This window comes from Amycolatopsis sp. NPDC051106 (assembly GCF_040682775.1).
In the GTDB taxonomy this organism is placed as follows: Bacteria; Actinomycetota; Actinomycetes; order Mycobacteriales; family Pseudonocardiaceae; genus Amycolatopsis.
This window is the reverse complement of record NZ_JBFBBQ010000113.1, coordinates 1-26,356: the sequence shown is the minus strand read 5'-3', so window position 1 is coordinate 26,356 and position 26,356 is coordinate 1. Positions and strand designations below refer to the sequence as shown.

General features: G+C 73.0%; 27 protein-coding genes. 6 read left to right on the top strand and 21 right to left on the bottom strand.

Annotated elements, in window-relative coordinates; all coding sequences use genetic code 11:
- Positions 1-90: 90 nt before the first annotated feature.
- A complete protein-coding gene (locus AB0M83_RS43290; protein ID WP_364526845.1) occupies positions 91-2,163 on the bottom strand; it encodes an MMPL family transporter in 2,073 nt (690 codons plus the stop codon).
- A gap of 74 nt (positions 2,164-2,237) precedes the next feature.
- Between AB0M83_RS43290 and AB0M83_RS43285 the strand changes: the two genes are divergently transcribed.
- The 3 genes from AB0M83_RS43285 to AB0M83_RS43275 all read left to right on the top strand — a co-directional run bounded on the left by AB0M83_RS43285 (position 2,238) and on the right by AB0M83_RS43275 (position 3,242).
- Positions 2,238-2,690 carry a MarR family transcriptional regulator gene (locus AB0M83_RS43285; protein ID WP_364526843.1) on the top strand — a complete coding sequence of 151 codons (453 nt, stop codon included), beginning with the start codon at positions 2,238-2,240 and terminating at the stop codon, positions 2,688-2,690.
- 123 nt (positions 2,691-2,813) lie between these two features.
- The gene (locus tag AB0M83_RS43280) at positions 2,814-2,939 is read left to right on the top strand and encodes a hypothetical protein (protein ID WP_364526841.1); all 126 of its coding nucleotides are present in this window, start codon (positions 2,814-2,816) and stop codon (positions 2,937-2,939) included.
- Between the two features lie 51 nt (positions 2,940-2,990).
- Positions 2,991-3,242: a hypothetical protein gene (locus AB0M83_RS43275; protein WP_364526839.1), complete on the top strand. Its 252-nt coding sequence runs from the start codon at positions 2,991-2,993 to the stop codon at positions 3,240-3,242.
- Positions 3,243-3,305: 63 nt separating this feature from the next.
- Here AB0M83_RS43275 and AB0M83_RS43270 read toward each other — a convergent pair whose 3' ends face one another.
- From AB0M83_RS43270 to AB0M83_RS43245, 6 genes are all read right to left on the bottom strand, one after another.
- Positions 3,306-3,932 (bottom strand): DUF4360 domain-containing protein, encoded by a 627-nt coding sequence (locus AB0M83_RS43270; protein WP_364526837.1) that lies wholly within the window; start codon positions 3,930-3,932, stop codon positions 3,306-3,308.
- Between the two features lie 180 nt (positions 3,933-4,112).
- Positions 4,113-4,976 carry a spermidine synthase gene (locus tag AB0M83_RS43265; RefSeq protein WP_364526835.1) on the bottom strand — a complete coding sequence of 288 codons (864 nt, stop codon included), beginning with the start codon at positions 4,974-4,976 and terminating at the stop codon, positions 4,113-4,115.
- Complete coding sequence (gene speD, locus AB0M83_RS43260; protein WP_364526833.1) at positions 4,976-5,335, bottom strand: adenosylmethionine decarboxylase; 360 nt, start codon at positions 5,333-5,335, stop codon at positions 4,976-4,978. The genes AB0M83_RS43265 and speD overlap by 1 nt, the downstream gene beginning before the upstream one ends.
- Positions 5,328-6,470 (bottom strand): type III PLP-dependent enzyme, encoded by a 1,143-nt coding sequence (locus AB0M83_RS43255; RefSeq protein WP_364526831.1) that lies wholly within the window; start codon positions 6,468-6,470, stop codon positions 5,328-5,330. The genes speD and AB0M83_RS43255 overlap by 8 nt, the downstream gene beginning before the upstream one ends.
- A 22-nt stretch (positions 6,471-6,492) precedes the next feature.
- Positions 6,493-9,042 (bottom strand): DUF5127 domain-containing protein, encoded by a 2,550-nt coding sequence (locus AB0M83_RS43250; RefSeq protein WP_364526829.1) that lies wholly within the window; start codon positions 9,040-9,042, stop codon positions 6,493-6,495.
- A gap of 145 nt (positions 9,043-9,187) precedes the next feature.
- Complete coding sequence (locus tag AB0M83_RS43245) at positions 9,188-9,664, bottom strand: MSMEG_6728 family protein (protein ID WP_364526847.1); 477 nt, start codon at positions 9,662-9,664, stop codon at positions 9,188-9,190.
- 49 nt (positions 9,665-9,713) lie between these two features.
- Between AB0M83_RS43245 and AB0M83_RS43240 the strand changes: the two genes are divergently transcribed.
- Positions 9,714-11,312 (top strand): amidohydrolase, encoded by a 1,599-nt coding sequence (locus AB0M83_RS43240; RefSeq protein WP_364526827.1) that lies wholly within the window; start codon positions 9,714-9,716, stop codon positions 11,310-11,312.
- Here the strand turns inward: AB0M83_RS43240 and AB0M83_RS43235 are convergent.
- From AB0M83_RS43235 to AB0M83_RS43225, 3 genes are all read right to left on the bottom strand, one after another.
- Positions 11,281-11,574, bottom strand: a complete 294-nt coding sequence (locus AB0M83_RS43235) for a DUF1883 domain-containing protein (RefSeq protein WP_364526825.1) — start codon at positions 11,572-11,574, stop codon at positions 11,281-11,283. The genes AB0M83_RS43240 and AB0M83_RS43235 overlap by 32 nt on opposite strands.
- Before the next feature lie 108 nt (positions 11,575-11,682).
- On the bottom strand, positions 11,683-13,143 hold the full coding sequence (locus AB0M83_RS43230; protein ID WP_364526823.1) for a hypothetical protein: 1,461 nt from the start codon (positions 13,141-13,143) through the stop codon (positions 11,683-11,685).
- 171 nt (positions 13,144-13,314) lie between these two features.
- Complete coding sequence (locus tag AB0M83_RS43225; protein ID WP_364526821.1) at positions 13,315-13,803, bottom strand: MarR family transcriptional regulator; 489 nt, start codon at positions 13,801-13,803, stop codon at positions 13,315-13,317.
- A 28-nt stretch (positions 13,804-13,831) separates the two neighbouring features.
- Here AB0M83_RS43225 and AB0M83_RS43220 point away from each other — a divergent pair, with 28 nt between their 5' ends.
- Positions 13,832-15,277 (top strand): phenylacetate--CoA ligase family protein, encoded by a 1,446-nt coding sequence (locus AB0M83_RS43220; protein ID WP_364526819.1) that lies wholly within the window; start codon positions 13,832-13,834, stop codon positions 15,275-15,277.
- On the opposite strand, the gene AB0M83_RS43215 is transcribed toward AB0M83_RS43220, so the two are convergent.
- Both AB0M83_RS43215 and AB0M83_RS43210 read right to left on the bottom strand, forming a co-directional pair.
- Positions 15,274-17,844 carry a hypothetical protein gene (locus AB0M83_RS43215; protein ID WP_364526817.1) on the bottom strand — a complete coding sequence of 857 codons (2,571 nt, stop codon included), beginning with the start codon at positions 17,842-17,844 and terminating at the stop codon, positions 15,274-15,276. The genes AB0M83_RS43220 and AB0M83_RS43215 overlap by 4 nt on opposite strands.
- A 52-nt stretch (positions 17,845-17,896) precedes the next feature.
- Positions 17,897-18,205 (bottom strand): DUF4326 domain-containing protein, encoded by a 309-nt coding sequence (locus AB0M83_RS43210; protein ID WP_364526815.1) that lies wholly within the window; start codon positions 18,203-18,205, stop codon positions 17,897-17,899.
- A gap of 237 nt (positions 18,206-18,442) precedes the next feature.
- Between AB0M83_RS43210 and AB0M83_RS43205 the strand changes: the two genes are divergently transcribed.
- Positions 18,443-18,835, top strand: coding sequence for an STAS domain-containing protein (locus AB0M83_RS43205; RefSeq protein WP_364526813.1), 393 nt, complete (start codon positions 18,443-18,445; stop codon positions 18,833-18,835).
- 4 nt (positions 18,836-18,839) lie between these two features.
- On the opposite strand, the gene AB0M83_RS43200 is transcribed toward AB0M83_RS43205, so the two are convergent.
- From AB0M83_RS43200 to AB0M83_RS43160, 9 genes are all read right to left on the bottom strand, one after another.
- On the bottom strand, positions 18,840-19,217 hold the full coding sequence (locus AB0M83_RS43200) for a response regulator transcription factor (protein ID WP_364526811.1): 378 nt from the start codon (positions 19,215-19,217) through the stop codon (positions 18,840-18,842).
- Positions 19,214-20,506 (bottom strand): PAS domain S-box protein, encoded by a 1,293-nt coding sequence (locus AB0M83_RS43195; protein ID WP_364526809.1) that lies wholly within the window; start codon positions 20,504-20,506, stop codon positions 19,214-19,216. The genes AB0M83_RS43200 and AB0M83_RS43195 overlap by 4 nt, the downstream gene beginning before the upstream one ends.
- Positions 20,507-20,547: 41 nt before the next feature.
- A complete protein-coding gene (locus tag AB0M83_RS43190; RefSeq protein WP_364526807.1) occupies positions 20,548-20,946 on the bottom strand; it encodes an ATP-binding protein in 399 nt (132 codons plus the stop codon).
- 70 nt (positions 20,947-21,016) lie between these two features.
- Positions 21,017-21,661, bottom strand: coding sequence for a response regulator transcription factor (locus AB0M83_RS43185; protein ID WP_364526805.1), 645 nt, complete (start codon positions 21,659-21,661; stop codon positions 21,017-21,019).
- 46 nt (positions 21,662-21,707) lie between these two features.
- The gene (locus AB0M83_RS43180) at positions 21,708-22,160 is read right to left on the bottom strand and encodes a DUF6292 family protein (RefSeq protein WP_364526803.1); all 453 of its coding nucleotides are present in this window, start codon (positions 22,158-22,160) and stop codon (positions 21,708-21,710) included.
- A 59-nt stretch (positions 22,161-22,219) separates the two neighbouring features.
- Positions 22,220-22,918 (bottom strand): RraA family protein, encoded by a 699-nt coding sequence (locus tag AB0M83_RS43175; RefSeq protein ID WP_364526801.1) that lies wholly within the window; start codon positions 22,916-22,918, stop codon positions 22,220-22,222.
- Positions 22,919-22,927: 9 nt separating this feature from the next.
- Positions 22,928-23,257, bottom strand: a complete 330-nt coding sequence (cutA, locus tag AB0M83_RS43170; RefSeq protein ID WP_364526799.1) for a divalent-cation tolerance protein CutA — start codon at positions 23,255-23,257, stop codon at positions 22,928-22,930.
- A gap of 205 nt (positions 23,258-23,462) precedes the next feature.
- Complete coding sequence (locus tag AB0M83_RS43165; RefSeq protein ID WP_364526797.1) at positions 23,463-25,019, bottom strand: Hsp70 family protein; 1,557 nt, start codon at positions 25,017-25,019, stop codon at positions 23,463-23,465.
- Between the two features lies 1 nt (position 25,020).
- Positions 25,021-26,220, bottom strand: a complete 1,200-nt coding sequence (locus AB0M83_RS43160) for a hypothetical protein (RefSeq protein WP_364526795.1) — start codon at positions 26,218-26,220, stop codon at positions 25,021-25,023.
- Positions 26,221-26,356: the final 136 nt, after the last annotated feature.

Genomic DNA, 26,356 nt, shown 5'->3' with positions numbered 1-26,356 from the left:
GAATGACTCATTCCTGGCGCTGGACGCCAGGAATGAGTCATTCACTGCAACCGGAGAAGGTCGGGCGGCCGGTGGTCGAGCACGCGGACGTCAAGCCGGCGATTTCGTGGCCTTCGCCAGCGCAGACGGCCACCAGATGCGCCGGCCGACGTCGACGGTCAGGGCGGGCACCAGCAGGGACCGCACCAGGAACGTGTCCAGCAGGACGCCGAACGCGACGATGAACGCGATCTGGGCGAGGAACAGGATCGGGATCACCGCGAGCGCCGAGAACGTCGCGGCGAGCACCACTCCCGCCGACGTGATCACGCCGCCGGTCAGCGACAGCCCGCGCAGCGTGCCGTCGCGCGTGCCCCGGCTGAGCGCCTCCTCGCGGACCCGCGTCATCAGGAAGATGTTGTAGTCGATTCCCAGTGCCACCAGGAAGACGAACCCGAACAGCGGCACGACCGGGTCCGCGCCCGGGAAGTCCAGCAGGTGGTTGAACACCAGGGCGGACACGCCCATCGTCGCCGCGAAGGACAGCACCACCGTCGCGATCAGCAGCAGTGGTGCGAGCAGGGACCGGAGCAGCAGGGCCAGCACGAGGAAGATCACCAGCAGCACGATCGGGATGATCAGCGCGCGGTCGTGCTCCGACGTCTTCTGCGTGTCGAGCTGAATCGCCGTCGGGCCGCCGACTTTCGCCTCCGCGCCGGGGATCGCGTGCACGGCGTCGCGCAGCTTGCCGACGGTCGCGACCGCCGCTTCGGAGTCCGCCGGATCGTTCAGCACGGACAGGACCTGGACGCGGCCGTTCACGACCTTGGGCTGCCCGTCCGGGCCCGGCAAGGGGAACGACTGCGCGATGCCGTCCATGGTGGACGCCTTCAGCACGGCGGGCAGTGCGCCGGCGTCGGCGATCGTGATCGCGGGCGCGCCGAGCCCGCCCGGGAAGTGCCGGCCGAGGACGTCCTGGCCGGTGCCGGATTCGACCTGGGTGAGGAAGACGTCGGACTGCGCGGTGCCGGACGCCTTGAGCTGCGGCAGGAACGCGACGCCGACGCCGAGGACGAGGGCCGTCACCACCCAGACCGTGCGCGGCCGGCGACCGACCAGCCGCGCGACGCGGCCCCAGATCCCGGCCGTCTCCGGGTGCGGCGAGCCGAGCGCCGGCTTGAACGGCCAGAACGCGCCACGGCCGCACAGAGCCAGGACGGCGGGCAGGAACGTGGTCGACGCCAGCAGTGCGGCGCCGATGCCGATCGCCGCGACCGGGCCGAGGCCCTTGTTCGAGTTCAGGTCGCTGAACAGCAGGCACAGCACGCCGAGGATGACGGTGCCCGCCGAGGCGGCGATCGGTTCGAGCGTCGCGCGCCAGGCGAGCTTCAGCGCGTCGAACCGGCTCGGCGTGTCCCGCAGCTGTTCCCGGAACCGCGCCACGAGCAGCAGCGCGTAGTCGGTCGCCGCGCCAAACACGAGGATCGAGAGGATGCCCTGGCTCTGGCCGTTGAGCGCGAGGACGTCGTTCTTCGCCAGCAGGTAGACGACGAGGCTGGCGAGCCCGAGCGCGAACACCGCCGAGAGCAGCACCAGGAACGGCAGCAGCGGGCTGCGGTAGACCGCGATGAGGATCAGCGCGACGACGCCGCCGGCGACGAGGAGCAGGATGCCGTCGATGCCGCCGAACGCCTTCACCAGGTCGGCGATCTGCCCGGCCGGCCCGGTGACCAGCACGGTGAGCCCGGCCGGGGCGCCTTCGAGGTGCGCCCGCACCTCCTTGACGACGTCGGCGGGGTTGCCGTCGGCGAGGATCGGCACGGCCAGCTGCACGGCCTGGTCGTCCCGCGGCGCCTGCTCCGGCTGGCCGAGGGGGCCGACGACGCCGGGGATACCGCCCAGCTCACGCGCCTTGGCGGCGAGGAAGCGGCGGTCGTCGGCGGTCAGGCCGGTGGTGCGCTCGGCGACGACGGTCGCGGGCAGCACCTGACGCGGGGTGAAGGCCTTCTGCTCGTCGGAGACCTCGGTGGCCTCGGCCGAGCGCGGCAGGAAGGCGGCGTTGTCGTTCTTCGCGACTTCGCTCAGCTTCCCGGCGAACGGCCCGCCGAACCCGCCCAGCCCCAGCCAGGCGATCACCAGGAGGGCGGGGATCAGCCAGCGGAGCCGGCGCGGCTTGTCGTTCATGGTCGCTAAGGTCCTTTCGAGGGCGAACACGCCCAATTGTTCAGCAAGCTGAACATTCTGCACGACGACCCGGAGTGACGGTGAGCACAACCCCCGAACCCGACCTGAGCACCTGGCCCACCGGCCGGTTGCTGGCGGTGGCCGCGCGCCTGGTCGAGCACCGCTGGGCGGCCGTGCTCGACGGAATGGGACTCACCCACGCGGGGCTGATCGCCCTCCACACGTTGCGCGAGGGGCCACTCCCCCAGCGCACGCTCGCCCAGCGCTGCCAGGTGACCGACCAGACGATGAGCCGCACGCTCGACCGGCTGGCCAAGGCGGGGTTCGTCACCCGGACGCCGGACCCGGCCGACGCGCGCCGGCACCTGGCGCGGCTGACGGCGCGCGGCCGGGAGGTGCACGAACGGGCGGTGCGGGCCGAGCCGGCGTTGCTCGGCGTCCTGGGCGAGGACGACACGTTCCGCGCCGGCCTGCTGGACGTGATCACCCGGCTGTCCGCGGAAGATCGAGACCAACCGGTGACCTGAGCGGCCACGCCCAGGCAGACGGGTGTTCGCGAGGCGCGGGCCGCCGCCGGAACCCGCTCCCGCGCCGACCCCGGCGATTCATCTCACGCGGGGGTGGGTAGGTCTTCTTCCATGTGGATCGCGGTGAGCACCCCAGTCGCCCTCCTGATCGCCACCGTCCTGATGGAGCGGTTCGAGCGACGATGCGGCGTGCTGCCCGCCGCGAACGCCGAACCGGCCGAGCTGCCGGCGTCGAGCGCCTTCGACTGACTCCTCGCGCCTCGCAAGTTTGTTGGCGCACAGAGGCTGACCACCGGACGAGTGGCCACGCGAGCTGAAGGGCACTTCAGCCACCCGGACGCCGCAGTCGGCGGATCTCGGACGCGCGACAGCAGCCCTCGTTCGTCCCTTGTGGAGCACCCGGCTCTGGAGAACATCCGGATCGTCGACGCCGGGCCGGAGCACTTCGTCGCCAAGGCGACGGTGGCGCAGCACATCGGCAACGGCGTCGGCCCGGTCTTCGTCGACTGCGGCGGCGAAGCGGGAGTGACCCTTCTGGTCACGCACGTATAAGGCGAACGGCCCGCTCACCGGAGCCGTTCCGATGAGCGGGCCGTCCGGCGAATTCCATCGAATTCAGCAGTCCTTCCACGCGAAGTGGTAAATCGTGTCGACACTCGCGTGCTCGGAATCCATTTCGATGTAACTCGTTCCGGCGGAGGTACCCGCGTCCGCCCGCAGTTCCGCATTGATGTTCAGGTTGCGGTCCTCGCCGCACGGGGCGAACACCAACGCCGCGACGTCGGTGGTGTCGCTCGCCCGCCACACGCCGTGGAACGGGCCCGGGTACGTGTGCCGGACCCGCGCGGTCGGTGACGTGCCGGCGAAGTAGTAGTTGGCCTGCTCGAGCGCGCTCGCCCCGCTCTCGATGTGCGCGAAGCCGCGGTACTCGACCCCGGCGATCGCGTACGTGAACCCTTGGGGCACATGGACGAGCACGTTGATCTGGCAGTTCTTCCGGGCGTCGAGCGCGGACGCGCCCCCGCCGGCCTTGGCGGTGAAGTTCGTGTAGTGCACCGTGAACGACGTGTTGTCGGACGCGACGTCGGCCGACGCCGTGGCGGTGCCGGCCGGGCAGCCGGACCCGTTGATGGTCTTGACGTCGAGCGTGATCTTTTCGGCCGGAGCCGATTCCGCCACGGAATCGACGGGTGCGGCGACGGCGGACAGAATCATTCCGGCTACGACCACGATACCGAGCATGACGCTCCTCCAAATGGGCCACGGTGCCTTTTTGATCACGATGATCGCGCGCGGAACGGATCGTAGCGCGGTCGCAACCTATTCGACGGCCACTGAACGGAGTAACACGACAACCCGGTGTGCGGGAAATCCATTTCCCGCTATTTCACCCTGCCTTGACAGGCATAGCGAAATCGACGGTCAGGACTGGTTCGGACCAGTGTCGCGCCGGAGCGAGAACGGCGGGGTCGCGCCGGCGAGCAGGGCGTCGGCGTCCAGCGTCGAGGCCCGGCACCCCCGCTCCGCGAACCGCCGCGCCACCAGCGCACCCGGTTCGCCGACGCGGTCCGCGCGACCGGAGAGGAAGGCCCACTCGTGCTCGTCGGAACCGAAGTACAGCACCGTCGGAAACACCTCGCGGAACCGCCGCCACGACGCGAGCAGCGTCTCGTTGCGCCACAGCGTCGGGCAGCCCGCCTGACACGTCACCACCCCGCCCGGCGCCAGCACGCGCACGCAGCGGCCGAGGAAGTCCGTGCCGTACAAGCGGTTGTGCTGGGCGTCCGGGTCGGTGTTCTCGTCCGGCAGGTCGATGACGACGACGTCGTAGGTGTCGCCGCGGGCCTCGGCCGCGGCCAGGAACGCCCAGCCGTCCTCGAACGACACCCGGACCGGCCCGTCGCCGCGCGCGAGGTCCGCGGTCGTGTAGCCGTAGGGCAGGTGCTCGGCGCAGGCCCGCACCGCCTGCTCGTCGATGTCGACGTGGTCGACGTGCGTGGCCCCGGCGTCCACCGCCAGCTCGGAGGCCACGCCCTCGCTCGACCCGATGATCAGGACCCGCCGCACCTGCTCGGCCAGCAGCAGCGCGGGCACCATCAACGCCTCGTGGTACACGAGCTGGCTGGCTTCGGTGCTCTGGCGTTCGCCGTCGCAGAACAGCGAAATCCCCTGCGCGGTCTTCCCGATCAGCACCTCCTGGAACGGCGTGCGCGCGTTGTACACGACGTCGTCGATCTCCCAGACGCGGGTGAGGCCGGCGCCGACCGGTTCGTGGATCGTGGGCATCAGCGTTCTCCCCGGTGCAGGAGGGACAGGTGAACCGAAGCGGCGTCCAGCGACTTCGCCAGCAGCCGCAGCGCGTGCTCGGGGTCGGCGCGCTCGCCGCAGGTGAACACGTCGGCGAACAGCGACCCGTGCTCGGGGTACGTGTGGACGGACGCGTGCGACTCGGCCAGCAGCGCGATCACCGTGGCGCCCTGCGGGGCGAACCGCTTGGCCACGATGTCGACGACCGTCGCGCCCGCCTCGGTCACCGCCGCGCGCAGCAGCTCCCCCAGCCGCGGGGCGTCGTCCAGCAGCCCGGGGTCGATGCCGTGCAGCTCGGCCAGCACGTGCCGCCCGGTGAACCGGCCCACTTCAGGCATTCCCCCACCTCCCGACGCAGTAGGTGCGCAGCGGCTCGATGCCGTTGAACCCGACCGACGCGTAGCTCGCGGTGTAGGCCCCGGTGCCGGGCAGGTCGAGCCGGTCCCCGCTCCGCAGGGACAGCGGCAGTTCGTACGGCGTCCGCTGGTAGAGGACGTCGTCGCCGTCGCAGGTCGGCCCGGCGAGCACCACCGGGCCGGCCGGGCCGGCGTGCGCCCCGACCGGCTCGAACCGGTAGGCGATCGCCTCGTTCTCGGCCTCGGCCAGGCCGTTGTAGCGGCCGATGTCGAGGTACACCCACCGCCGCTCGCCGCGGCGCGCGACCAGCACGACCTCGGTCCGCAGCAGGCCCGCGTCGGCGACGAGCACCCGGCCGGGCTCCAGCATCAGCTCGGGCCGGCGCCCGGGGAAGTACGTGCCGAGTGCCGTGGTGATCGTCGCCGCGTACGCGGCCAAGGGCGGGACGCCGGTCCGGTGCGTGGTCGCGAAGCCGCCGCCCAGGTTGAGCCGCGTCATCGCGACCCCCTGCGCCTCGGCCTCGGCGAACAGCTTCGCCGCCGTGGCGATCCCGATTTCCCACGCGGCGACGTCCGGCTGCTGCGACCCGACGTGGAACGCGATGCCGGGCCGCAGCCCGAGCGCGGCCGCGCGCAGCACGAGGTCCAGGGCTTCGGCCGGTTCGCAGCCGAACTTGCGGCCGAACGGCGTCACCGAGTCCGGCGCGTCGAGCACCACCCGGACGGACACCGCGGAGCCCGGCGCGTACCGGCCCAGGTGGTCGACGTCGGCGGGCGAATCCGACGTGAATTCCCGGACCCCGCGCTCGAAGGCGAAGGCGATGTCGCGGGGCTTCTTGATCGGGTTGCCGTAGGCGAGGTCTGCCGGGGCCGCGCCGCGCTCGAGGCACAGCGCGAGCTCGGCGGGCCCGGCGACGTCGAAGCCGAGCCCGGCCGCCACCAGCGCGTCGAGCACCGGGGGCGCCGGGTTGGCCTTGACCGCGTACCGGATCAGCGCGCCCGGGAACGCCGAGCGGACCTCGCGCGCCCGGGCCGCGACGGCGTCGGTGTCGACGACGAGGCACGGGGTCGGCGGGTCCCGTTCCTCGAGGAACCGGCGGAGGGGGTCGGCGCACACGGCGCCAGTGTCGCAAACGGCGTCAGGCGAACCGCCACAGGTGGTCCGGTGAGCCGTTGTCGTCCCACTGGGTCACCTGCGCACCGTCCGCGGTGGACTGCTGGTCGACCGCCACGACCTTGCCGCTGCGGACGTTGACCAGCTTGGACCAGCCGCCGCCGGCGTCGACGATCCGCCAGTTGTGGTCGGGAGTGCCGTTGTCCTGGTACTGCTGCACGTGGGCGCCGTTGTCGAGGCTCTGGTCGTGGACCGCCAGGACCTTGCCGCTGTTGCGGTTGACGATCCGGACGGTGCCGTCGCCGTTGTCGACCACGGCCCAGAGGTGGTCGGCCGTGCCGTTGTCCGACCACTGCGTGACCTCGGCCGTGTCGGCCAGGGACATGTTCGACACGGCGAGCACCTTGCCCGAGCGCTGGTTCTGCAGCTTGCGCCACACCGTCGCCGACGCCGCCGGGCGCGTCAGGAGGGCCAGGTAGCCGCCCGCGACCGGGCGGGCCTGGAAGCCGCGCTGGGTGGCGTCGGCGACGACGTACCAGTCGCTGAACGGCACCCGCTGCGGCGTCGTGTTCGCGTAGCTGTACACGCCCTCGACCAGGGTGTTCCGGACGTTCGACTGGTCGGTGAGCCAGGCCGCGGTCCACAGTTCCCAGTCGGCCTTCGTGTAGTTGTTGCGGGGGTCGAGCAGGACGCCGTGGGCGCCGGCGCGGCCCTGGTACCAGGCGGCCTCCTGCGCTGCGACGCCGAGCGGGACCAGGTCGAGGCCGAGCACGCGGTCGGCGAAGCCGTTGTACTTCAGGCTCCACGTGCCCGGCTGGTCGTAGGCGAGCTTGAGGTGCTGGTTCGACGCATCCTGCGCGAGGGTCACCCACTGGCTGACGTAGCCGCGGGACGTCGACCGGTAGCGCTGGACGTCGGCCGCGTTGCCGGTGGCGGCGGCGATGATCCCCATCGCGCCGACGCCGATGATGCCCTTGAGCGCGAGGTTGGCGCTGTGCGCGATGAAACCGGTGAAGTCGTCGGTCTGGTTCTGGAAGCCGGGGTCCAGGGTGTTGCCGACCAGGTACTCGGCCCACTGCCGCAGGATCCGGTAGTGGGTGGTGGCGAACGCGCTCGCCTCCGCCGCGGGCAGCCGCTGAACCAGGGCGGCGGCCATGATCAGCAGGTTGGCCGACTCCTCGACCGGCATGCTCTCCTCGTTGCCGTCGTTGTGCCCGGTCGCGTCCGGGTAGTGCGTCCCGAGGTCGTGCTCGGCGAACGGCATCGGCCAGCCGCCGCGCTCGGCGTAGTCGAGCAGCGGCTCCAGGATCAGCCGCAGGTAGGCCGGCGACAGGTAGAGGTAGGCGGGGAACGCCGGGTAGGTGACGTCCACTGTGGACATGTTGCCGTTGGAGGAGATCTCCTTGAGGAAGCCCCACGGCGCGCCGCCGCGGTCGACGAGCTCGGTACCGCCGAAGGCCTGACGCAGGGCCAGCGCGCAGATCCCGGCGTAGTGCTCGCCGGTGGTCCCGCCGCCGGCCGCGGCGACGGCGTCGTCGTGCAGGCGCTGGTCGATCGCGGTCGCGGCGGACAGCGCGCTCGCGTAGTCGTTGGCGAACCAGACGGCCATGTCCTGCCAGCTGCCCCAGTAGTGCGTCCACCAGGGGCGCAGCTCGGTGCCGAGGTAGCGGACGGCGGGCGTCCGGACGTGCCCGATCGACAGCGTGAAGGGGGTCGAGGAGCCACCGGCCGGGATCGTGCCGAGGTTCTTGTTGACGGCCAGCACGGGCCAGCGGTCGTTGATCGCGCGCGGCTGGGCGGTGTCGCTGGTGTTCGGCAGGGAACCTTGCCCGGCCGACGCGGCGCGCACGACGGTGTCCTGCCCGATCTGCCAGCTGACGCCGGCCGTCGGCGCGGCGAGCACGAGCGAGCCCCAGCTCGCCTGGTCGCCGTTCTCCTGCAGGACGCCCGGGCTCGCCGGGGTGCAGCTCAAGAGGGTGTAGCCGCCCGACTGCTGCTGCGTCCAGGTGACCGGCGTCGCGGTGTTGCCGTGCACCCACTCGGCGGAGGTGTCGAAGTGCAGGTCGACGGCGTGCGCGCGGCCGTCGGCGCTGGCGGCCTGGATGGTCACGTAGCCGAAGGGCACGCACTGGCGCTGCAGGTTCGCCGGGTCGACCGGCGAGAAGAAGGTGACGGTGAGGTTCACGCCGCCGCCGGTGAGCACGTAGGTCGAGCGCGTGCCGGTGACCTGCAGGCTGACCTGCGTCATCGGGGTGAGCGCGGGGCCGGACGGCAGGGCGGGCGACCCGGCGAAGACGTACGCGGCGCCGTCGATGCGGGCGAGGCCGCAGAGGGCGGTGACGTGCCCGGTCCAGAAGCTCGACCAGGTGCCCGCGAGGGTGTCGGCGGGTTGCCAGGTGGACAGGTACGGCGAGCGGACGATCAGCGGGGTGGCGGGCGGCCGGATCGGGCTGAAGGTGCCCGCGGCGGCGGCCGTTCCGGGCAGCCACAGCGCCGCGGCGACGGCGGCGGCCGTGCCCCCGGCGAGCCGGAGCAGGTCCCGGCGGGTGAGGTGAGCGCGTTCTCGGGAGGACATCGGTGGCCCCTTCCACGGCGTGCGAGCCGGTGTGGGGACAACATTTACATCGTTGGTACAACGTTGTAAATCCGCCGTTGGTCGGTGTGTGATTCATTTGCGGACCACTGGAGACGCAGGTCCGGTGCGGTTTTCCAGTGGAGCGTCAGCCGGTGCGGCGGGGGCGGTCGGAGGGCGGCCAGACGTACGGCAGGTCCGGCGGAACGTCCGGGAACTGCCCGGCGTAGTGGCCCGGGTCCTTTCGCACCAGCGCCGACTGGTGGCTGCGGTGCAGGGCCTCGTCGCCCAGCCAGGGCGGGAGGTCGCCGGTGGCCGCGAGTTCGTCCTGCGTGCGAACGGCCGTTCGCCCGATCGCGGCCGTGAACTCATCGGTGAGCTTCACCGCGCACGTGTCCGCCGCGCCCAGCGCGCACCACACCGCGCAGACCTCGAGGCCGTAGCGGGTCAGCGCCTCCTCGTACCCCGCCCACATCTTCGCCGCCGGGTGGTGGCGCCAGCCGTAGCCCGGCACCACCAGCGCGCGCAGCACCTGGAGCGTCTCCACGCGCTGCTTGCCGAGCCGGCGGCGGTCGAGCGTGCGGGCGCTGGCGGCGAAGCCGGCACAGGGCAGGAACGTCTGCATCCCGGCCGGGTACCCCACGCGCGCCCGGCAATGCGGGAAGATCGAGGACATGCACGCCGACCTCGTCTTCACCCGCGGCCCCGTGCTCACCCCCGGCGGCCGGGCCGGGTTCGCGGCCGTCCGCGGCGATCGGATCGTGGCCGTCGGCGACGATCCGGGCCCGCTGATCGGCCCGCGCACCGAGATCGTCGACCTTCACGGCCGCCTGCTGCTGCCCGGCTTCCAGGACGCGCACGTGCACGCCGTCGGCGGCGGCGTCGAACTCGGCCGCTGCGACCTCACCGGCGCCGGCACCATCGTGAGCTGCCTCGACGCCGTCGCCACGTACGCCAGGGCGAACCCGCGGCTCGGGTGGCTCGTCGGCGGCGGCTGGTCCCTCGACACCTTCGCGGGCGGTCTCCCCCACCGCACGCTGCTCGACGCCGTCGTGCCGGAGAGACCGGTCGTTCTGGTCAACCGCGACCACCACGGCGTGTGGCTGAACAGCGCCGCGCTCGAGCGCGCCGGGATCACCGCGGACTCACCCGACCCGCCCGACGGCCGCATCGAGCGTGACGCCGACGGCGCCACCGGCGTCCTGCACGAAGGCGCGATGGACCTCGTCACGCGGCTGCTGCCGCCGGTCAGCGAGACCGACGAGCTCGCCGGGCTGCTGCGGGCGCAGCGGCTGCTGCACTCGCTCGGCGTCACCGCCTGGCAGGACCCGCTGCTCGGCGAGTACGCCGGCATGCCCGACCCGTCGCGCGCGTACGCCACCGCGTCCGGTCGCGGCCTGCTGACCGCCCGGGTCACCGGCGCGCTCTGGTGGGACCGCACCCGCGGCGCCGACCAGCTCCCCGAGCTGGTGGAGCGCCGGGAATCGTTGCGCACCGGCGGTTTCCGCGCCGGCACCGTCAAGATCATGCTCGACGGCGTCGCCGAGAACCACACGGCGGCGCTGCTCGGCCCCTACCGCGGCACCGGCCACAGTGGACTGAGCTTCGTCGCCCCGGCGGCGCTGTGCGAGTACGTCACGCTCCTGGACGCGCACGGCTTCCAGGTGCACTTCCACGCGCTCGGCGACCGCGCGGTGCGGGACGCGCTCGACGCCCTCGAAGCCGCGCGCGCCGCCAACGGCGTGACCGGTCACCGGCACCACCTGGCGCACCTGCAGGTGGTGCACCCCGACGACGTCCCGCGGTTCCGGCGGCTCGACGCGACCGCGACGATCCAGCCGCTGTGGGCCGTGCACGAACCTCAGATGGACGAACTGACCATCCCCTTCCTCGGTGCCGAACGGGCGTCGTGGCAGTACCCGTTCGGTGCCCTGCTGCGGTCCGGGGCCACCCTGGCCGCCGGCAGCGACTGGCCGGTGAGCAGCCCCGACCCGCTGCAGGGCATCCACGTGGCGGTGAACCGGATCCCGTACGGCGAGGACGTGCCCGCGTTCCTGCCCGGGGAGCGGATCGACCTGGCCGCGGCGATCGCCGCGTACACGGCGGGCTCGGCCTACGTCAACCACCTCGACGACACGGGCACGATCCGGCCCGGTCACCGCGCCGACCTCGTGGTGCTCGACCGCGACCCCTTCGCGGGCCCCGACCGGGAGATCGGGGCCGCGAAGGTCGCGATGACGTTCACCGGGGGCCGGTGCGTCCACGAGCCATGACGGCCGGCTCCGGCTCGACGCTCACCCGCGGGCGCAGGGGCAGGTGGTCCAGCCCCTCGACGTCGAGCACCAGGAACCAGTGCGCGTTGGCCGGGATGTGGATCTTGAACATCGGTGCGGTGGCCACCCCGCCGTGCATCCGGTAGTACTGCCGGCGCTGGTAGGCCTGGAAGTTGACTTCAGTCAGGAGCCTGACGTTGGCCATCGCCTCCAGCCGGATGGTGACCACCGCGTCTCTTCGCAGCTTTCCGAGATCGAACACGTTCGCTTCCATTTCGCCCCTCAATCACGCGTGGATGGTGCTTCTGGCTTGTCGCGGGCAGCGCGGATCGCGCCGCGGAAACGCGACGGGCGGAAAGTCGGGACGGGATCAGCCGGGGCCGGTGCCCGGTTCGCAGGCCCGCCAGAGCGGGAGGAAGTCCCCGTGCGACGGCGTGAACGCGTGAGTGGCACGCGGGCCGTGATCGGGGGTGAGGAAGGCCGGCGGGATGGTGGGGGCGGGCCCGCAGGCGGCATCGTCCGGAGCCGGGGAGCGCGGCGCCGGGGCGTTGCCCGGGTGGCGGACCGGCTGCGACGGAGTGGCCTGGCGGACTGGGTGCGCCCGGTGCGTCCGGTGGGCCTCGCGCGGGGTCGCGGCGGTGGGGCCGGTCGCGGGACTCGGCCGGTCGTACGTCCGGTCCCGCGCGGTCAGCAGGGCTGCGGCGTGGTGGATGGCCGGGACGGTTTCCCGTTGTGGCGGCGCGGCTTTCGCTTGGCGGGCCTGCCGGATCAACGTTTTGGTGGAGGTATCCGGAGTGGACGGTGCGGCACCTTCGCTCTCCGGCGGGACGATCGGCTCGACCACGGGGGCCAGGGTGTCGCCGATGGGCTCGGTCACCGGGGACAGGACATCGGTGACGGGTTCCATCGTGGAATTGACGGCGTCGGTCACGGGCGCGACGGTGTCCAGGACCGGATCGAGCACGGGATCGACGACCGGTGCGACGGCGCCCACGACCTGCGAGACCGGCTCGAGAACGGGTTCGACGGAACGCACCACGGACCCGGCAACCGGAGCGACAGCCCGCACCACGGGTTCGACGACGGGCGCGGCGGCGCGCACGACGCGCGACACCGGCTCGACAACGGGCCCGACGGAACGCACCACGGGCTCAACCACTGGCGCGGCCGCCCGCACTACCTGCGAGACCGGCTCGACCACCGGCGTGGCAGCACGCACAACCTGCGTCATCGGCTTGGCCACCGGCGCGGCAGCACGCACGACCTGCGTCACGGGCTCAATCACCGGCGTGGCACTGCGCACCACCGGCGGCACCGGCTCAACTGCCGGAGCAGCAGCACGCATTACCTGCGATACGGGCTCAGCCACCGGCGCGGCCGCCCGCGCCACTTGCGAGACCGGCTTGGCCACCGGCGTGGCAGCACGCACAACCTGCGTCACGGGCTCAATCACCGGCGTGGCACTGCGCACCACCGGCGGCACCGGCTCAACTGCCGGCGCAGCAGCACGCATTACCTGCGATACGGGCTCAGCCACCGGCGCGGCAGCCCGCACCACTTGCGACACCGGCTCTACCCCACCAGCCACCGGAGCCACCACACCGGCCGCAGCGCCAGCTTCGTCCTTCGGCGCCTGACCCGCCCCACCCGGCGGCGGCCCTCCGAGGACTCCGGCCAGCACCTCGCCGATCGGGTTCGCCTCGCGCGTCGCGGCTTGGGCGTGGCCCGACAACCACCACGACACCAGCCACAGCGCGGCCACCGCTCCGGCCAGCAACAGCACACGCCGGGCCGCGGTTGTCGCGTCACCCTTGTCGCGAGCCCTGGCCACGGTCGGCGAACCTCCAGAATGCGGATGCAGGTCTGGGACGTACCCTCCAACGCCCGTCCCCACACGCTCGCTACGGACCGTCTGCCGCGACCACTCGACCGGCCTAGTTCTTTCGCGCCGGCAAGCTGAGCCAAGCCGCCAGGTGGACGAAACCGGTAGCCCGGTCGCGGATCAGGCTTCTGGGGAGCGTCGCTGCGAAGACAGCGCGCCCAGTGCCAGGACGCCGTGCTGGAGTCCCTCGCGGAACGTCGCGCGCTGGCCCGGGCTCAGGTCGGCGAGCAGCGCGTCCTCGACCTCCGCCACGGCCGGTGCGCAGTCGGCCAGCAGGCGGTGCCCGGTCTCGGTCAGGCCGGCCAGCAGCACGCGCCGGTTGTCCGGCTTGGGCGTACGCGCGATGAGCCCGCGCTTCTCCAGCGCCAGCACCATCTCGTGCATCGTCTGCGGCCGCAGGAACGAGCGCCGCGCCAGCTGCGCCGACGACAGCGCGCCGCTGGCTTCCAGCACAGTCAGCGCGGTGTACTGCAAGGTCGTGAGCCCGAGCGGCCGCAGTGCGTCGTCGAGCAGCGCCCTGATCACCAGCTCGAGCCGTTTGACCAGGTAGAGGGTCAACGGCGGGCTAGCGGGCTGCTGCTCCGCGGAGGTGCTCACGCCGCTCATCATGACACGCGCCCGCGGCTATGCTCCGATCATGGACCTCGGTCGGCAGACCCGCGTGCGGCAGGCGTTCGACACCTTCTTCGGCCCGCCCGAACCTCCGTCCGGAACCCACGTCCTCGACCTCTTCCGCCGCACCGCCGAGACCGTGCCCGCGTACCGGAAGTTCCTGCGGGAGCACGGGATCGCCCCGGAAACCGTCGTGACCATGGCCGACTTCCGGCAGCTGCCGCTGCTCGACAAGGCCGGCTACCACCGGAAGTACCCGCTGCCCGAGCTGTGCCGCGGCGGGACGTTCGCGGGCAACGACATGATCGCCGTCTCCTCCGGCTCCAGCGGCCACCCGACGATCTGGCCGCGCGCGCTCGAGGACGAGTTGCACGTCGCGCGCCGGTTCGAAACCGTGCTGGTCGACGCGTTCGAGGCCGACCGGCGCAGCACCCTCGCCGTCGTCTGCTTCCCGCTCGGCACCTGGGTCGGCGGCCTCTTCACCACCGCGTGCGTGCGCCACCTCGCGGCCAAGGGCTGCCCGATCACCGTCGTGGCGCCGGGCAACGCCAAGGCGGAGATCCTGCGCGTGCTCCCCGAGCTCGCGCCGCACTTCGAGCAGGTGGTGCTGCTGGGCTACCCGCCGTTCGTCAAGGACGTCGTCGACACCGGCCTCGCCGAAGGCGTCGACTGGCCCGCGTACGCGATCAAACTGGTGCTGGCCGGCGAAGTCTTCAGCGAGCAGTGGCGCGAGCTCGTGGCCCGGCGGGCCGGGATCGCCGACCCGGTCCGGGACATCGCGTCGCTGTACGGCACGGCCGACGCGGGCGTCCTCGGCACCGAAACCCCGCTGTCGGCGGGCATCCGCCGGTTCTTCGCCGGCCGCCCGGACCTGGCCCGCGAGGTCTTCGGCGACGCGCGCCTCCCGACGCTCGTGCAGTACGACCCGGCGAGCCGCTTCTTCGAGGAGCACGAGGGCACGCTCGTCTTCACCGGCGACGGCGGGATCCCGTTGATCCGCTACCACATCGCCGACGACGGCGGCCTCCTGCCGCACGCCGAGCTGCTGGACTTCTGCGCCCGCCACGGCTTCACGCCGCCGCCCGGGCCGGAGCTGCCGTTCGTGTACGTGTTCGGCCGGTCGCTGTTCACGGTGTCGTTCTTCGGCGCGAACGTCTACCCGGAGAACGTCACCGTCGGCCTGGAGCAGCCGGGGATCAGCGACACGGTGACGGGCAAGTTCGTCATCGAGTCGGTGGAGGACGCCGACCGCGACCGCCGGCTGCGGATCACGGTCGAGACGGCACCGGGCGCGACCGCCGACGCGAGCCGGATCGCCGAGTCGGTGCGCGAGCAGCTGAAGAGGCTCAACAGCGAGTTCGCGCACTACGTCCCCGCCGAGCGGCAGCTGCCGGACGTCGTCGTGCGCCCGGCCGGCGATCCGGAGTACTTCCCGGTCGGGGTGAAGCACCGCTACACGCGGCGGTCCTAGGCCCGGAGGAGCTTCCGGAACCGCTCACGCCGCTCGTCGGCGGAGGAGCCGTCCGCGATGTCGTCGTCGAACCACGCGGACAGGGCCGTCCACAACTCCGCGCGGGCCGCGAAGCCGTCTTCCGCGACCAGGGAGTGCTCGAGCTCGGCGATGTCGGCGGCCAGCCGGTCGAGGCGCTGGTCGCACTGGCGGACGTATTCGCGGACCACCACGTTCGGGTCCAGGCCCGTCTTCACGCGCCGGCCGGCGGCGCCGCGCAGCTGGGCGTGCAGCCGTTCCTCGCAGTACAGCGGGAAGCCCGTGATCGACCCCGGGTAGCCCGAGTCGGCCGACCACGCGCGGAACGCGCAGATCGCCTGGTACCGCGTGTACCAGTCCTGCTTGCCGGTCGCGAGCTCGGTCAGCTTGCGCCAGGCGTCGCGGTCGGCCGCGCGCCAGCGGTCGAGCGTCCGGCCGTCCGGGCCCTCGCCGGTGTCGAGGGCCCGGGCGCGCCAGAAGTGCGCGCGGCAGGCGGCGATCTCCCCGACGAGCTGCCGGACGTAGCTGACCTGCTCCCAGACGTGGGCGCGCTGCGGCCGCAGCGGCGCGGCGCGGTCCGGCGAGAACGTGACCATCTCGAAGACCCGGAACAGCTCGTGCCCGCGCAGCGCGACGAGGTCGGGGTCCTCCCCCATCACCCACGACCGGCGCTCGGACAGCCGGCCGCTGTGGCTGATCGTCGCGGCGTGGTAGAGCTCGCGGACCGCGCGGCGGGCCACCTCGTCACGCGCCGGGCCCACGAGACGCGGGTTGCGCGCGCGGTCGCGGAGGTCGCGTTCGCCACGCGGGCCGACCTCCAGCATCGCGACGGCGTACACGCTCGCCGCGTTGTAGCACTCCTCCCACGACCGGCGGGAGCCCTGGGCTTCGACGGTCTCGTCGATCGCCCGCGGGTCCGGCGGCCAGCGGCGGTCGGGGCAGACGTCGGCGAGCCGCACGCGGCTGCCCGGGTACGCGACCGCGGGCGCGGGGACCGCGCCGGTCACCGGCTCGACGTCGGCCATCGCGCGCCGCACCACCGCCCAGACCAGGGACAGGTCGAGCGCGCGGTTCGTCAGCTGCTGCCAGGTGCTGCGCCAGCGCCGGTTGAACCGCCGGTAGTCCGCGACGAGCCGTTCGATCTCGTACTGCGACAGCGCGCAGAAGTACGAGCGCATCTCGGCGGCCCGCTGGTTGTACTCGGCCAGCTGCGCCGGCGTCGCGTCCTGGACGACCAGCTCGTCGACCGGCACCTTCAGCACGCGGCGATGCAGCTCGAGCCGCTTCTCCGGCGGGATCGCGTAGGGCCGGACCCGCACGTCGAGGTCGACGTACCGGCGGAACCGCAGCTCCAGCGCCACTCTCAGCTCGGCGCGGCGCAGCGCCCGCGCGTCCCCGGGGGCGCCCGCCGTCGTGCGCCGCACCCACCACGAGCCGGCCACGGAGTCGCCGTGGCCGAGGACGAGCGCGTGCCGGTAGCGGGCGATCAGCAGCGCGACGGCCCGCCCGCGGCCCGCGTGCCGCGGCTGGCGCGCGAAGTCCGGGCCGATCCACCACCGCGCCAGCTTCGGGTGGCCCCGGCTGCAGACGGTGATCACGTCGTCGTAGGTGGCGAGCGCGTCGAGGTGCAGGTCGAGCTGCTCCTGCAGGGCGGCGATCTCCAGTCTGATGTAGACGTTCGACGGATCGAGGCGGACCGCGCGGTAGTACTCGGCGAGGGCTTCGTCGTAGCGGCGGTGGACGATGAAGTGGTTGGCCCGCTGGTAGGCGTCGAACAGCTCGTACGGGATCTTCGCGCCCCGCCAGGCGGCCCAGTGGATGTTCGTGCGGACGTAGGCGCTGCGCGGGATGACCAGCGCGGCGACCGCGTTCGCCGCGCGGTGCAGCACGCGCGGCCAGTTCTCGTCCTCGATCACCAGCGGGCTGGCCGCGAACCGAGGGACGCGGACGAGCTCCAGGATGAGCTGGTAGCGGCCGGTGGTGTTGCCCGGCCGGACGGTGCCGGTGACGGTGAACGCGGCGGGCGGCTGGGCGAGCCGGACCAGCTTGGTGGCGGCCTTCCACCAGCCTTCCGCCGAGTCGCCGGCGTGCTCGACGATCTGGATGAAGTCGTAGGAGCTGCTCGCACCCGGCACCGGCGTCGGCGTGTAGAGCCGGGACTCGTTGAGGATCCGCTTGAACGCGGCGGTCAGCTCGACGGCGGAGTCGATCTCGCGGTCGTGGCTGCCGTCGGGACGCTCGTCGGCGAAGAGGCGGATGTCGATCTGGTTGGCGCGGAAGGCGGCGGCCTCCAGCCGGGCCCGGCCGACGAAGTACAGCGTCAGCACCGCGGAGATGACGACGACGGACGTCTGCAGCACGGTCCAGGTGACGACGGTCGCGACCTTCGGGTCGCGGACGAACGTCCAGCCCTGGAAGAACGGCAGGTACGGCACGACGGCGAAGCCGGCCGCGACGAGGCCGGCCGTCACCGCGGCCAGCCACCACCTGATCCGGTGAGCCGCCGGGAGTTCAGCCTGATCGAAGCCGCCGTGACGTCGCGCGGGCACCACCGATCACCCCCTCGTGTCGCCAGGTTACTCGCGGAGGGGGTGTGCTTCGTTACGGGCCGTGATCCGCGATCTCGGCAATCACCTGGGCGTGGCAGAGCTCGGGGACGCACCAGCACCCGAGCCGCTTCCCGCGCAGGCCGGGCAGGAGGGCGAGCAAGTCCGGCCGGGACAGCAGGTGCTCGCGGTACCGGGCGAGGACCTCTTCGCGAGAGCCGTCCTTGCCGGGCCTGAACGGGCTGGCGAGCTTCGACCCCGCGAGGTGCCAGCCACCTCGGTGCATGGCGCGCCCGACGTAGACGACGTCGGCGTAGTCCGGGTCGTCGCGGTGACCCTTGAGGTTGACGACGGTGGTGGACACGGTTGCTCCTTCCTCGCCGCCGGCGTGGCGGTGCCGGCGCGGGCCGCCGGCGGACCACCCGACCGGACGGCCCCGGTGGTCGGACTAGTACAGATGCACTATGGTGAAGGTTCACGGTTGAGCCGTCAGCCGCTGCCGGACGTTCCGCGCCCGGGCGGCAGGCTGTGCCTATGGGCCCACCCCCCTTCCGCCTTCGTCCGGCCCGCCACCGCTGCCCGACGAAAGGGTGTGCCCGCGATGGTTCCCGAACCTCGCTCGGCCGACCACGAGCTCATCACCGCCGGCCGCATCGGCGTCGGCGGCCACCTGTCCCTGCACGTCACGCGCCCCACCCCGCGCACCGTGCTCGTCCGGGTGGCCGGCGAGGTCGACCTGAGCACCGCTCGCCGACTCGACGAAGTCCTGCGGTCACGCATCCGCGGCCCGGTCGGTGAAGTCGTCATCGACCTCACCGACGTCACGTTCTTCTCCGTCGCCGGGCTGAACTCGCTGCTGCGCGCCCAGCTCCTCGCCGACGCCGCCGGCGCCCGCCTGACGGTGGACCCCGGCGGGTCGCGGGCCGTGCGGCGGCTGTTCACGTTGCTGCCGATGGACTTCTACGGGGTGATCAGCCCCCGGCCGGTCGGCTGACCGGTCACGCGGGCTGCTGTCCCAGCCGCCGGACGGCTTCGACGATCTTCGTGTTGGGCACGCCCTTCACGAGGTATTCGGTGACGCCGGCCGCGGTCAGCCCGGCCATCGACGCCCGGTCGGCGTAGGCCGAGAAGGCCAGGATGGCGGTGTCCGGGCTGCACCGGGCGATCTCGCGCGCCGCCCGGGCCCCGCCGCCGCCCGGCATCCGGACGTCGAGGACCGCGACCGCGGGCCGGTGGTGCTCGGCGAGCCGGATCGCCTCGTCCGCGTCGCGGGCGACCGCCACGACGGCGATGTCGGGCTCCTCGTCGAGGACCTCCTTGAGGACGGCGCGGATCATCTCGTCGTCGTCGGAGATCAGCACGCGCACCTCGGTCACGGTTCGAGTCCCGTCGCGTCGGGCAGCATCGGCAGCCAGAATTCGACGGTCGTGCCGCGGCCGGGCGTGCTCGTCACCGACAGCCAGCCGTTCGCCGCTTCGGCCCGCTCGTGCATCTCGACCAGGCCGAAGTGGCCGGCCCCGGCGTCCTCCTCCGCTGTGCCGGCGCCGTCGTCGGTGATCCGCACGAGCATCCCGTTGTCCACTGTGGACAAATGCAGGTCGATCCGGGTGGCGCGGGCGTGCTTGTGGACGTTGCTGAGCGCTTCCTGGCAGATCCGGTACCCGGTGATCGCCGCGGCGGCCGACGGCTCGGTGGTCAGCTCGTCGCGCACCGAGTGCGCGAGCCCCCAGCGGCCCGCGACTTCGTCGAGGTAGGCGGAGACGGCCTCGACCAGGCCGTGCCGGTCCAGCTCCGGCGGCCGGAGCCGGGACACCAGGCCCCGCAGCCTGCCGATGGCGGCCTGCACCGACTCGTCGAGCCCCGCGACGGCGCTCGCGTGCGGCTCCGGCAGCCGGGAGGCGAGCAGCTGCAGGCGCATGCCGACGGCGACCATGGACTGGATCGACTCGTCGTGGACGTCCCAGGCGATCCGGCGCCGTTCGATTTCCTGCGCTTCGACGAGGTGGCCGACGAGCCGGCGGCGATCGCGCAGGGCCTGCTCGGCGTTGCGGCGCTCGGTCATGTCGCGGGTGACCTTGCCGAAGCCCTGGAGCCGGTGCCGGTCGTCGAACAACGCCGTGATCACGACGTTCGCCCAGAAGCGCGTGCCGTCCTTGCGGACCCGCCAGCCCTCGTCTTCGAGACGTCCGTTCGCCACCGCGGTTTCCAGCTCCCGCGCCGGCTTGCCCGCCGCCACGTCCTCCGGCGGGTAGAACATCGAGAAGTGCCGTCCGATGGCCTCCGCCGCCGACCAGCCCTTGATGCGTTCCGCACCGGCGTTCCAGCTCGAGATGTGGCCGCCCCGGTCCAGCATGAAGATCCCGTAGTCCTGGACGCTCTGCACCAGCAGGCGGAACCGCTCTTCGCTCTCCCGCAACGCTTCCTCGGCGGCGATCCCCGGTGGCTCCGGCGCCGGGTCGCGCAGGACCGCCTCGAACCCCTGCGGCCGCTGCTGCGGATCGAACACCGGCGTGAGCACGACGCCCGCGCGCAGGCGCCCGAGGAGCGCCCCGAAGGGCCGGCCGACGGCTTCGGCCGCCGACCACCCGGTGAGCCGGCCGGCCTCGGCGGTGCAGCTCACCACCCGGCCTTCGGCATCCAGCATCAGGAGCGCGCGGTCGTCCATGCGGCAACTGTGCCCGACGCGCGCCCGCCCGGCATGGCGCGTCAGCCGGCGAGCTCGGCCGACGGTGCGGACAGCGCGCACCAGACCACCTTCCCCAGGCCGTGGCGCGCGGTCCCCCAGGCCAGGGACAGGCGCTCGACGAGGGCCAGGCCCCAGCCGCCGTCGGCACCCGGTGGCCGCCGCACGGGGGGCGCCGGGTCGTCGTCGAAGACCTCGATGCGGACGTGCCCGGCGCCGGCGCTCAGCCGGAGGACCGGGCGGCCGGAGCCGTGCTGCAGGGCGTTGGTCGCGAGCTCGGTGACGATCAGCAGGGCGTCGTCGACGACGGTGCCGCAGGCCCAGGCGGTCAGGGTGAGCCGGGCGAACCGGCGCACGGCGGCCAGGCCGCCCGCCGGATCGGTCAGGCGGCACTCCGCGACGAGCGGTGCCGGGACGTCCACTTGTCCAGCCTGCCGGGCGGCGCGCCGGCGCACGAGATGCAAACCGGGCCGCCCGGCTGATGCAGGTGCATCAGCCGAGAAGGCCCTCCCGGCGCGCGACGGCGACCGCTTCGAGCTTCGAGCGCGCGCCGAGCTTCTCCAGCACCCGCTGGACGTGGTTGCGTGTGGTGTTGCGGGAGACGCCGAGCCGCGCGCCGATCTCCTCGGTGGTGGCGCCCTCCGCGAGCAGGTCGAGAGTCTCGCGCTCGCGCGCGGTCAGCTCCGCGCCGCGCGGTCGCCGGCCGGTGAGCCGGTCGAACATTTCGGGCAGCAGCTCCGGGTCGAAGACCACGCCGCCCGCGGCGACGTCGCGCACCGCCGACTCCAGCACGCCGAGCCGCGACGACTTGAGCAGCAGCCCGGCGCCCCCCGCCTTTGCGACCTGCACGGCGATCGACGGCGTCGCGTCGCCGGTCAGCACCAGCACGCGCGCACCGCCCTCACCCAGCTCCGCGATGACACCGAGGGCGTCGCCGTCGGCGAGGCGCCGGTCCAGCACCACGACGTCCGGTTCGTGCTCGCGCGCGTCGGCGACGGCTTGCGCGCGGGAGGAGGCCCGGCCGACCACGGTGATCCCGTCGGCGCGGTCGAGGGCCAGCTGCAGCGCCTCCGCCACCATGTCGTGGTCCTCCACCAGCAAGACGCGGACGGGTTTCGGGGCATCGGCACTGCTCACGGGGTTCCCTCGCTGGACGGATCGCTGCCGGCCCATCCTAAGCGCGTCACCACGCCGGTGAACTCGCCCGCAGCAGTCCTTCGGGCCCGGTCACCGGCAGCAGCTCGAGGAGATCCTCGTGCCGGCCGGGCGCCCGCAGCACCGGCGGGCGTGACGGGCCGCCGACCGGCAGCAGCTCGACGAACCTCGCGACCGCCCGCGGCGGCGGCACGACTTCGGGCCCGCCGAGGTAGGCCAGCACTTCCGGCCCGTCGCCGGTCGCGGACTCGGCCACCGCCGACCAGCCGTGCACCTCGTCCCAGATCAGCGCCAGGTCGTGGCCGGGCCGGCCGGCGAGTGCGCGGTCGAGGGCGAGGTAGCCGGAGGTGGGCACGTCGAGGTCGAGGGAACACGATTCGAACCCGACACCGAGGGCGCGGGCGACCCGGGCCAGGTAGGCCCGCAGACCGCGGGTGAAGTGGTATTCGATGTCCCGGCCGAAGTCGTCGAGGATGGTCATGTGCTGCCTCCCACGCCGTCCGCGGGATACCCTTTTCGGCCGAACATCACACTTTCGGGTTACTCCTCGATCGCGCCGCCGACGGCCCGCAGGTGCGCGCGGAACGTCCGGCCCGGGTCCGCCTCGCGTGCGGCGAGGAACTCGGCGAAGCGGACCTGCTCGCGCAGCGGTTCGCCGGCCCGGATCCGCTCGGCCTGGCGGCGTTCGGTGTCGCGGATGCCTTCGGCGAGGGTGAACAGCTCGTCCGCGCGGTCCAGCGGGAGGAAGACGACGCCGTCGTCGTCGCCGGCGACCAGGTCCGAGGGGCCGATCCGCCAGGTGCCGACGATCGCTTCGGCGAGCCCGCCGTCGATGCGCGGACCCAGGCTCAGCGGGCCGGTGGGGATCGAGCCGAGGCTGAAGACCGGCAGCCCGATCGCGCGGATGTCGGCGGTGTCGCGGTGCAGGCCCCAGATCACGACCCCGGCGAGCCCGGCCGCGCGCGCTTCGAGGACGACGAGGTCGCCGACGCAGCTTTCGTCGAGCCGGCCGCCGTTGTCGACCACGAGCACCCCGCCGGGGCCGGCGTGCTCGAAGGCCTCCAGGAAGACGTCGACGCTGCCGACGTGCCGGGCCGGGACCGCCGGCCCGAGCAGGCGGCTGCCGGGCACCACCGCGCGCGTCGGCGCCGGGGCGCAACGCACCGGCAGGCCGGCGCGGATGCACGCGTCGGCGAGGTGGGCGGTGGTGAGGGTGGCGAAGCGCGTTCCGAGATCCATGCCTTGCAGCTAACCACCGTTTTGGACTTCGGTGGTCACCCAGGCGAGGTAGTCCGCGCTGCCGCCTTCGATCGGGGTGGCGACGACCTCGGGCAGGTCGTAGGCGTGCAGCTGCCGGATGCGTTCGGTCAGCGCGGCCACCCGGGCGGCGGTCGTCTTGATCTCGACGCGCCACTCCCGGTCGGTCCGCACCTCGCCTTCCCAGCGGTAGACGCTGGTCACCGGCCCGACGACCTGCGCACAGGCGCCCAGCCGTTCCTCGATCACCTGCGCGGCCAGCTCTTGGGCCGCGGTCTCGGAATCGGTCGTGGACGTCACGATCACGTGCTCTGCCACCATGCGGCGAGATTACCGGCGGCGCGGGCGATGCATTCTTCGCGCGCCGAGCAGCGGCCCTGGCCTCGAATCGCATCCGCCGCCGCCCCGACCCCTGCACCCGGCAGCCCGTTCCCGCCCGCGGCGCGGCACCAGGTCGGCCCCGGCCCTGCGGCTGCCCACTTCTCCGCGACCCGGCACCGAGCCTGCCCCGGCGGGACCTCTCACCTCACGTCGTCGGCTTCGTGGTCGTGGTCGTCGGCGGAGTGGTCGTCGTCGAGGTGGTCGTGCGGGTCGGCGAGGTCGTCCTGGGCGGGGTCTTGCGCCGGGTCGTCGCCGGGTTCGTGCGGGGGGCCGCCTGAGTCACGTGTGTCGTCTGCGGGGCCTCCGGGGACGGCAACGTCACCAGCGTCGGCGGCTCGGCCGCCGAACTCGTCGCCGGGGGTGTGCTGCCCGCCGGGCTGCCGCCCGAACTCGCCACCGCCACCGCCACCCCGCCGATCGCCACCACCGCCACCGCGCACAGCCCCACCACGACCCCGCGGCGCGAGGCCCGCCGGCCCGGGGTGGCCTCGGACTTGGCCCGCCCCAGCGACGGCGGCGGTGCGCCCGCGCCGAACCCGGGCGTCGCCAGCTCCTTCGTCTCCTCGCGCGGCGCCGGCACGCGCGGCACCGGGGGCGGCGGCGGAGGGACCGGCTGCGAACGCGTCGCCTGGACCAGCCCCGACCGGCCCGACGCCAGCGCCGCGGCGCCGAGCGCGACCCCGTACTTCGGGTGGATGTCGACCGCCGTCGGGCGGCCCAGCTCCGCCGACACCAGCTGGGACACCAGCGGGATCCGTGACGAGCCGCCGACCAGCAGCACCGCCCCGAGGTCGGCCGGCCGGAGGTTCGCCGAGCGCAGCGCGCGGTGCAGGGAGCCGATCGTCGCCGTGATCGACGGGCTGATCATCTCCTCGAACTCGCCGCGGGTCAGCCGCACCTCCGTCTGCACCGACGGCAGCAGCACCGGCACCGCCGTCTCGGTGTCGGCCGACAGCGCCTCCTTCGCCAGCACGCACTCCTGGCGCAACCGCACGACCGCGGCCACCGCGCCCGCGTCGTCCGGGTCGATCTGCGACAGCTTCCCGTCGAGCGCCCGGTCGACGTGCCCGAACACCGCTTCGTCGAAGTCGACACCGCCGAGGCCCTCGATGCCCTCCGGCGTACCGAGGATCTCGAAGCCGTTGCCGCGCTTGCGCAGCACCGTCGCGTCGAACGTGCCGCCGCCGAGGTCGTACACCGCGACGACCGCGCCGTCGTCCAATCTCTCTTGAGCGGCATAGTGCGCCGCCGCGGCTTCGGGCTCGGTGATCAGGCCGACGCGGTCGATCCCGGTCAGCCGCGGCACTTGCTCGAACAGCTCCCGCTTGTACGGCCCCCAGTTCGCCGGGTGCGTCAGCGTGATCCGGTCCGGCCGGCCGCCCTGCTGCCCGGCCACCGTCCGCACCACGTAGCCGAGCAGGTGCGCCATCAGCGACGCCACCGAGTGCGGCGCGCCACCGAGCAGCACCGGCGTCGGGTCACCCAGGCGCCGCTTGAACTCCCGCGCCACCCGGTCCGGTTCGACGGCCGCGCGCCGGCTCGCCGCGTCCCCGACCAGCACGCCGCCGTCGGCCCGCAGCAGCACCACCGACGGGATGGCCGCCGTGCGGTCGCCGAGCGACACCATTTCGACGTGGCCGGCGCTGTCGACGGCGGCGGCCGTGAAGGTCGTGCCGAGGTCGATGCCCAGTCCATAGCCCATGTCAGCCTCCGCCGCCGGTGTGCGCGTGATCGAAAGTCGGGTGCTCGTCCGGAACCCGGTCCGGTTCCCCGTCCTGCGTGTGGTGCTCTTGGTGCTCTTCGTTCAGCGGCGGACCGGGTGGTTCCGGCGGCGGCTCGTGGTGCGGATCGGGTGGTGACTCCACGGGCGGTTCGTGGTGCCGCGGCGGCTCGAACGGGTGCTCCTGCTCCGCGGGGTGCGGCCGGGTGCCCGTGACCTCGCCGGCGTCGTGGTGCACCGGTTCGCGGTCGGTGGCGAAACTGTGCTTCACCGCCGGGTGCTCGGCGAGCGAGTTCGACGCCGCCAGTGTCGTCTCGACCGCGACCGGCTGCGGCGCGTCCACTGTGGACGGCTGACGGCTGAACGTCACGACCGGCGGCGACGGCGTCCCGGGCAGCGACGGCGCCGGCGCGGTGACCTGCGCGGTCACCGTGGCGCCGCGGCCCTTGTCGGCGATCACCTCGGTCTGGTGGATCGTCGGCCCGGCCGGCTCGCCGAACGGGTCGTCGGCCCGGGCCTGCTGGTCCACGGTGACCCCGACGTCGATGCCGGGCGGCCCGGTTTCGGCCTCGTCGAGGATGACCGTCTCCTCCTGGAACACCTCGATGTCACCGTGCCCCGGCGCGTCCGGGGTGAGCTCGTAGCTCAGCGACCCCTGGTGCTCCACGGTGATCGTGCCGTCCGGGTTCTCGTGGATGACGATGTCGGCGTCCTGGACGATGTCGATGTCCGTGTCGCCCGGCGTCCCGTCCCCGGGCACGACGATGTGCTGGTGGTCGGTGTACACCTCGTCGCGGCCGTGGTTGTGCACCACGAACCGCTCGGTCGCGTCGATGACGAAGTTGCCGAACTCGTCTTCGTGGACTTCGATCTGCTCGAACTCCTCGACGGTCGGCAGGTCCGTCAGCGGCAGGCCGTCGGCGGTCTCCGGGTGCCAGACCGTGCCGGTCTGCGCCTCGACGTGGCCGTCCTCGCCCCGCGTGACGGTGCTGGTCTCGACCTGGGGCACGTACTCGTGGGCGGGGACGTCGTGCGGAGTCTCCGCGGCGGCCGGTTCCGGCTGAGGCGGCGGTGCCGACGCACCGGGCGATCCGGGCGTGAGCGCGTTGCCCGCCACCTCCGACGCGACGGCGCCGGCGACGGCCGCGGCCGTCCGCTTGATCTTCTTCGGCAGCTCGCTCACGACAGGACCTCCGCCCTGGCTTCGCTGAGCAGCATTCCTTCGCAGGTGCGCACCAGCACGCGGGCGGCGTCGCGGACGTCGCGCGGGGACGCGGGGTGCTCGGCGCGCCGCTGCCACCTCAGCAGCTGCGCGCCGA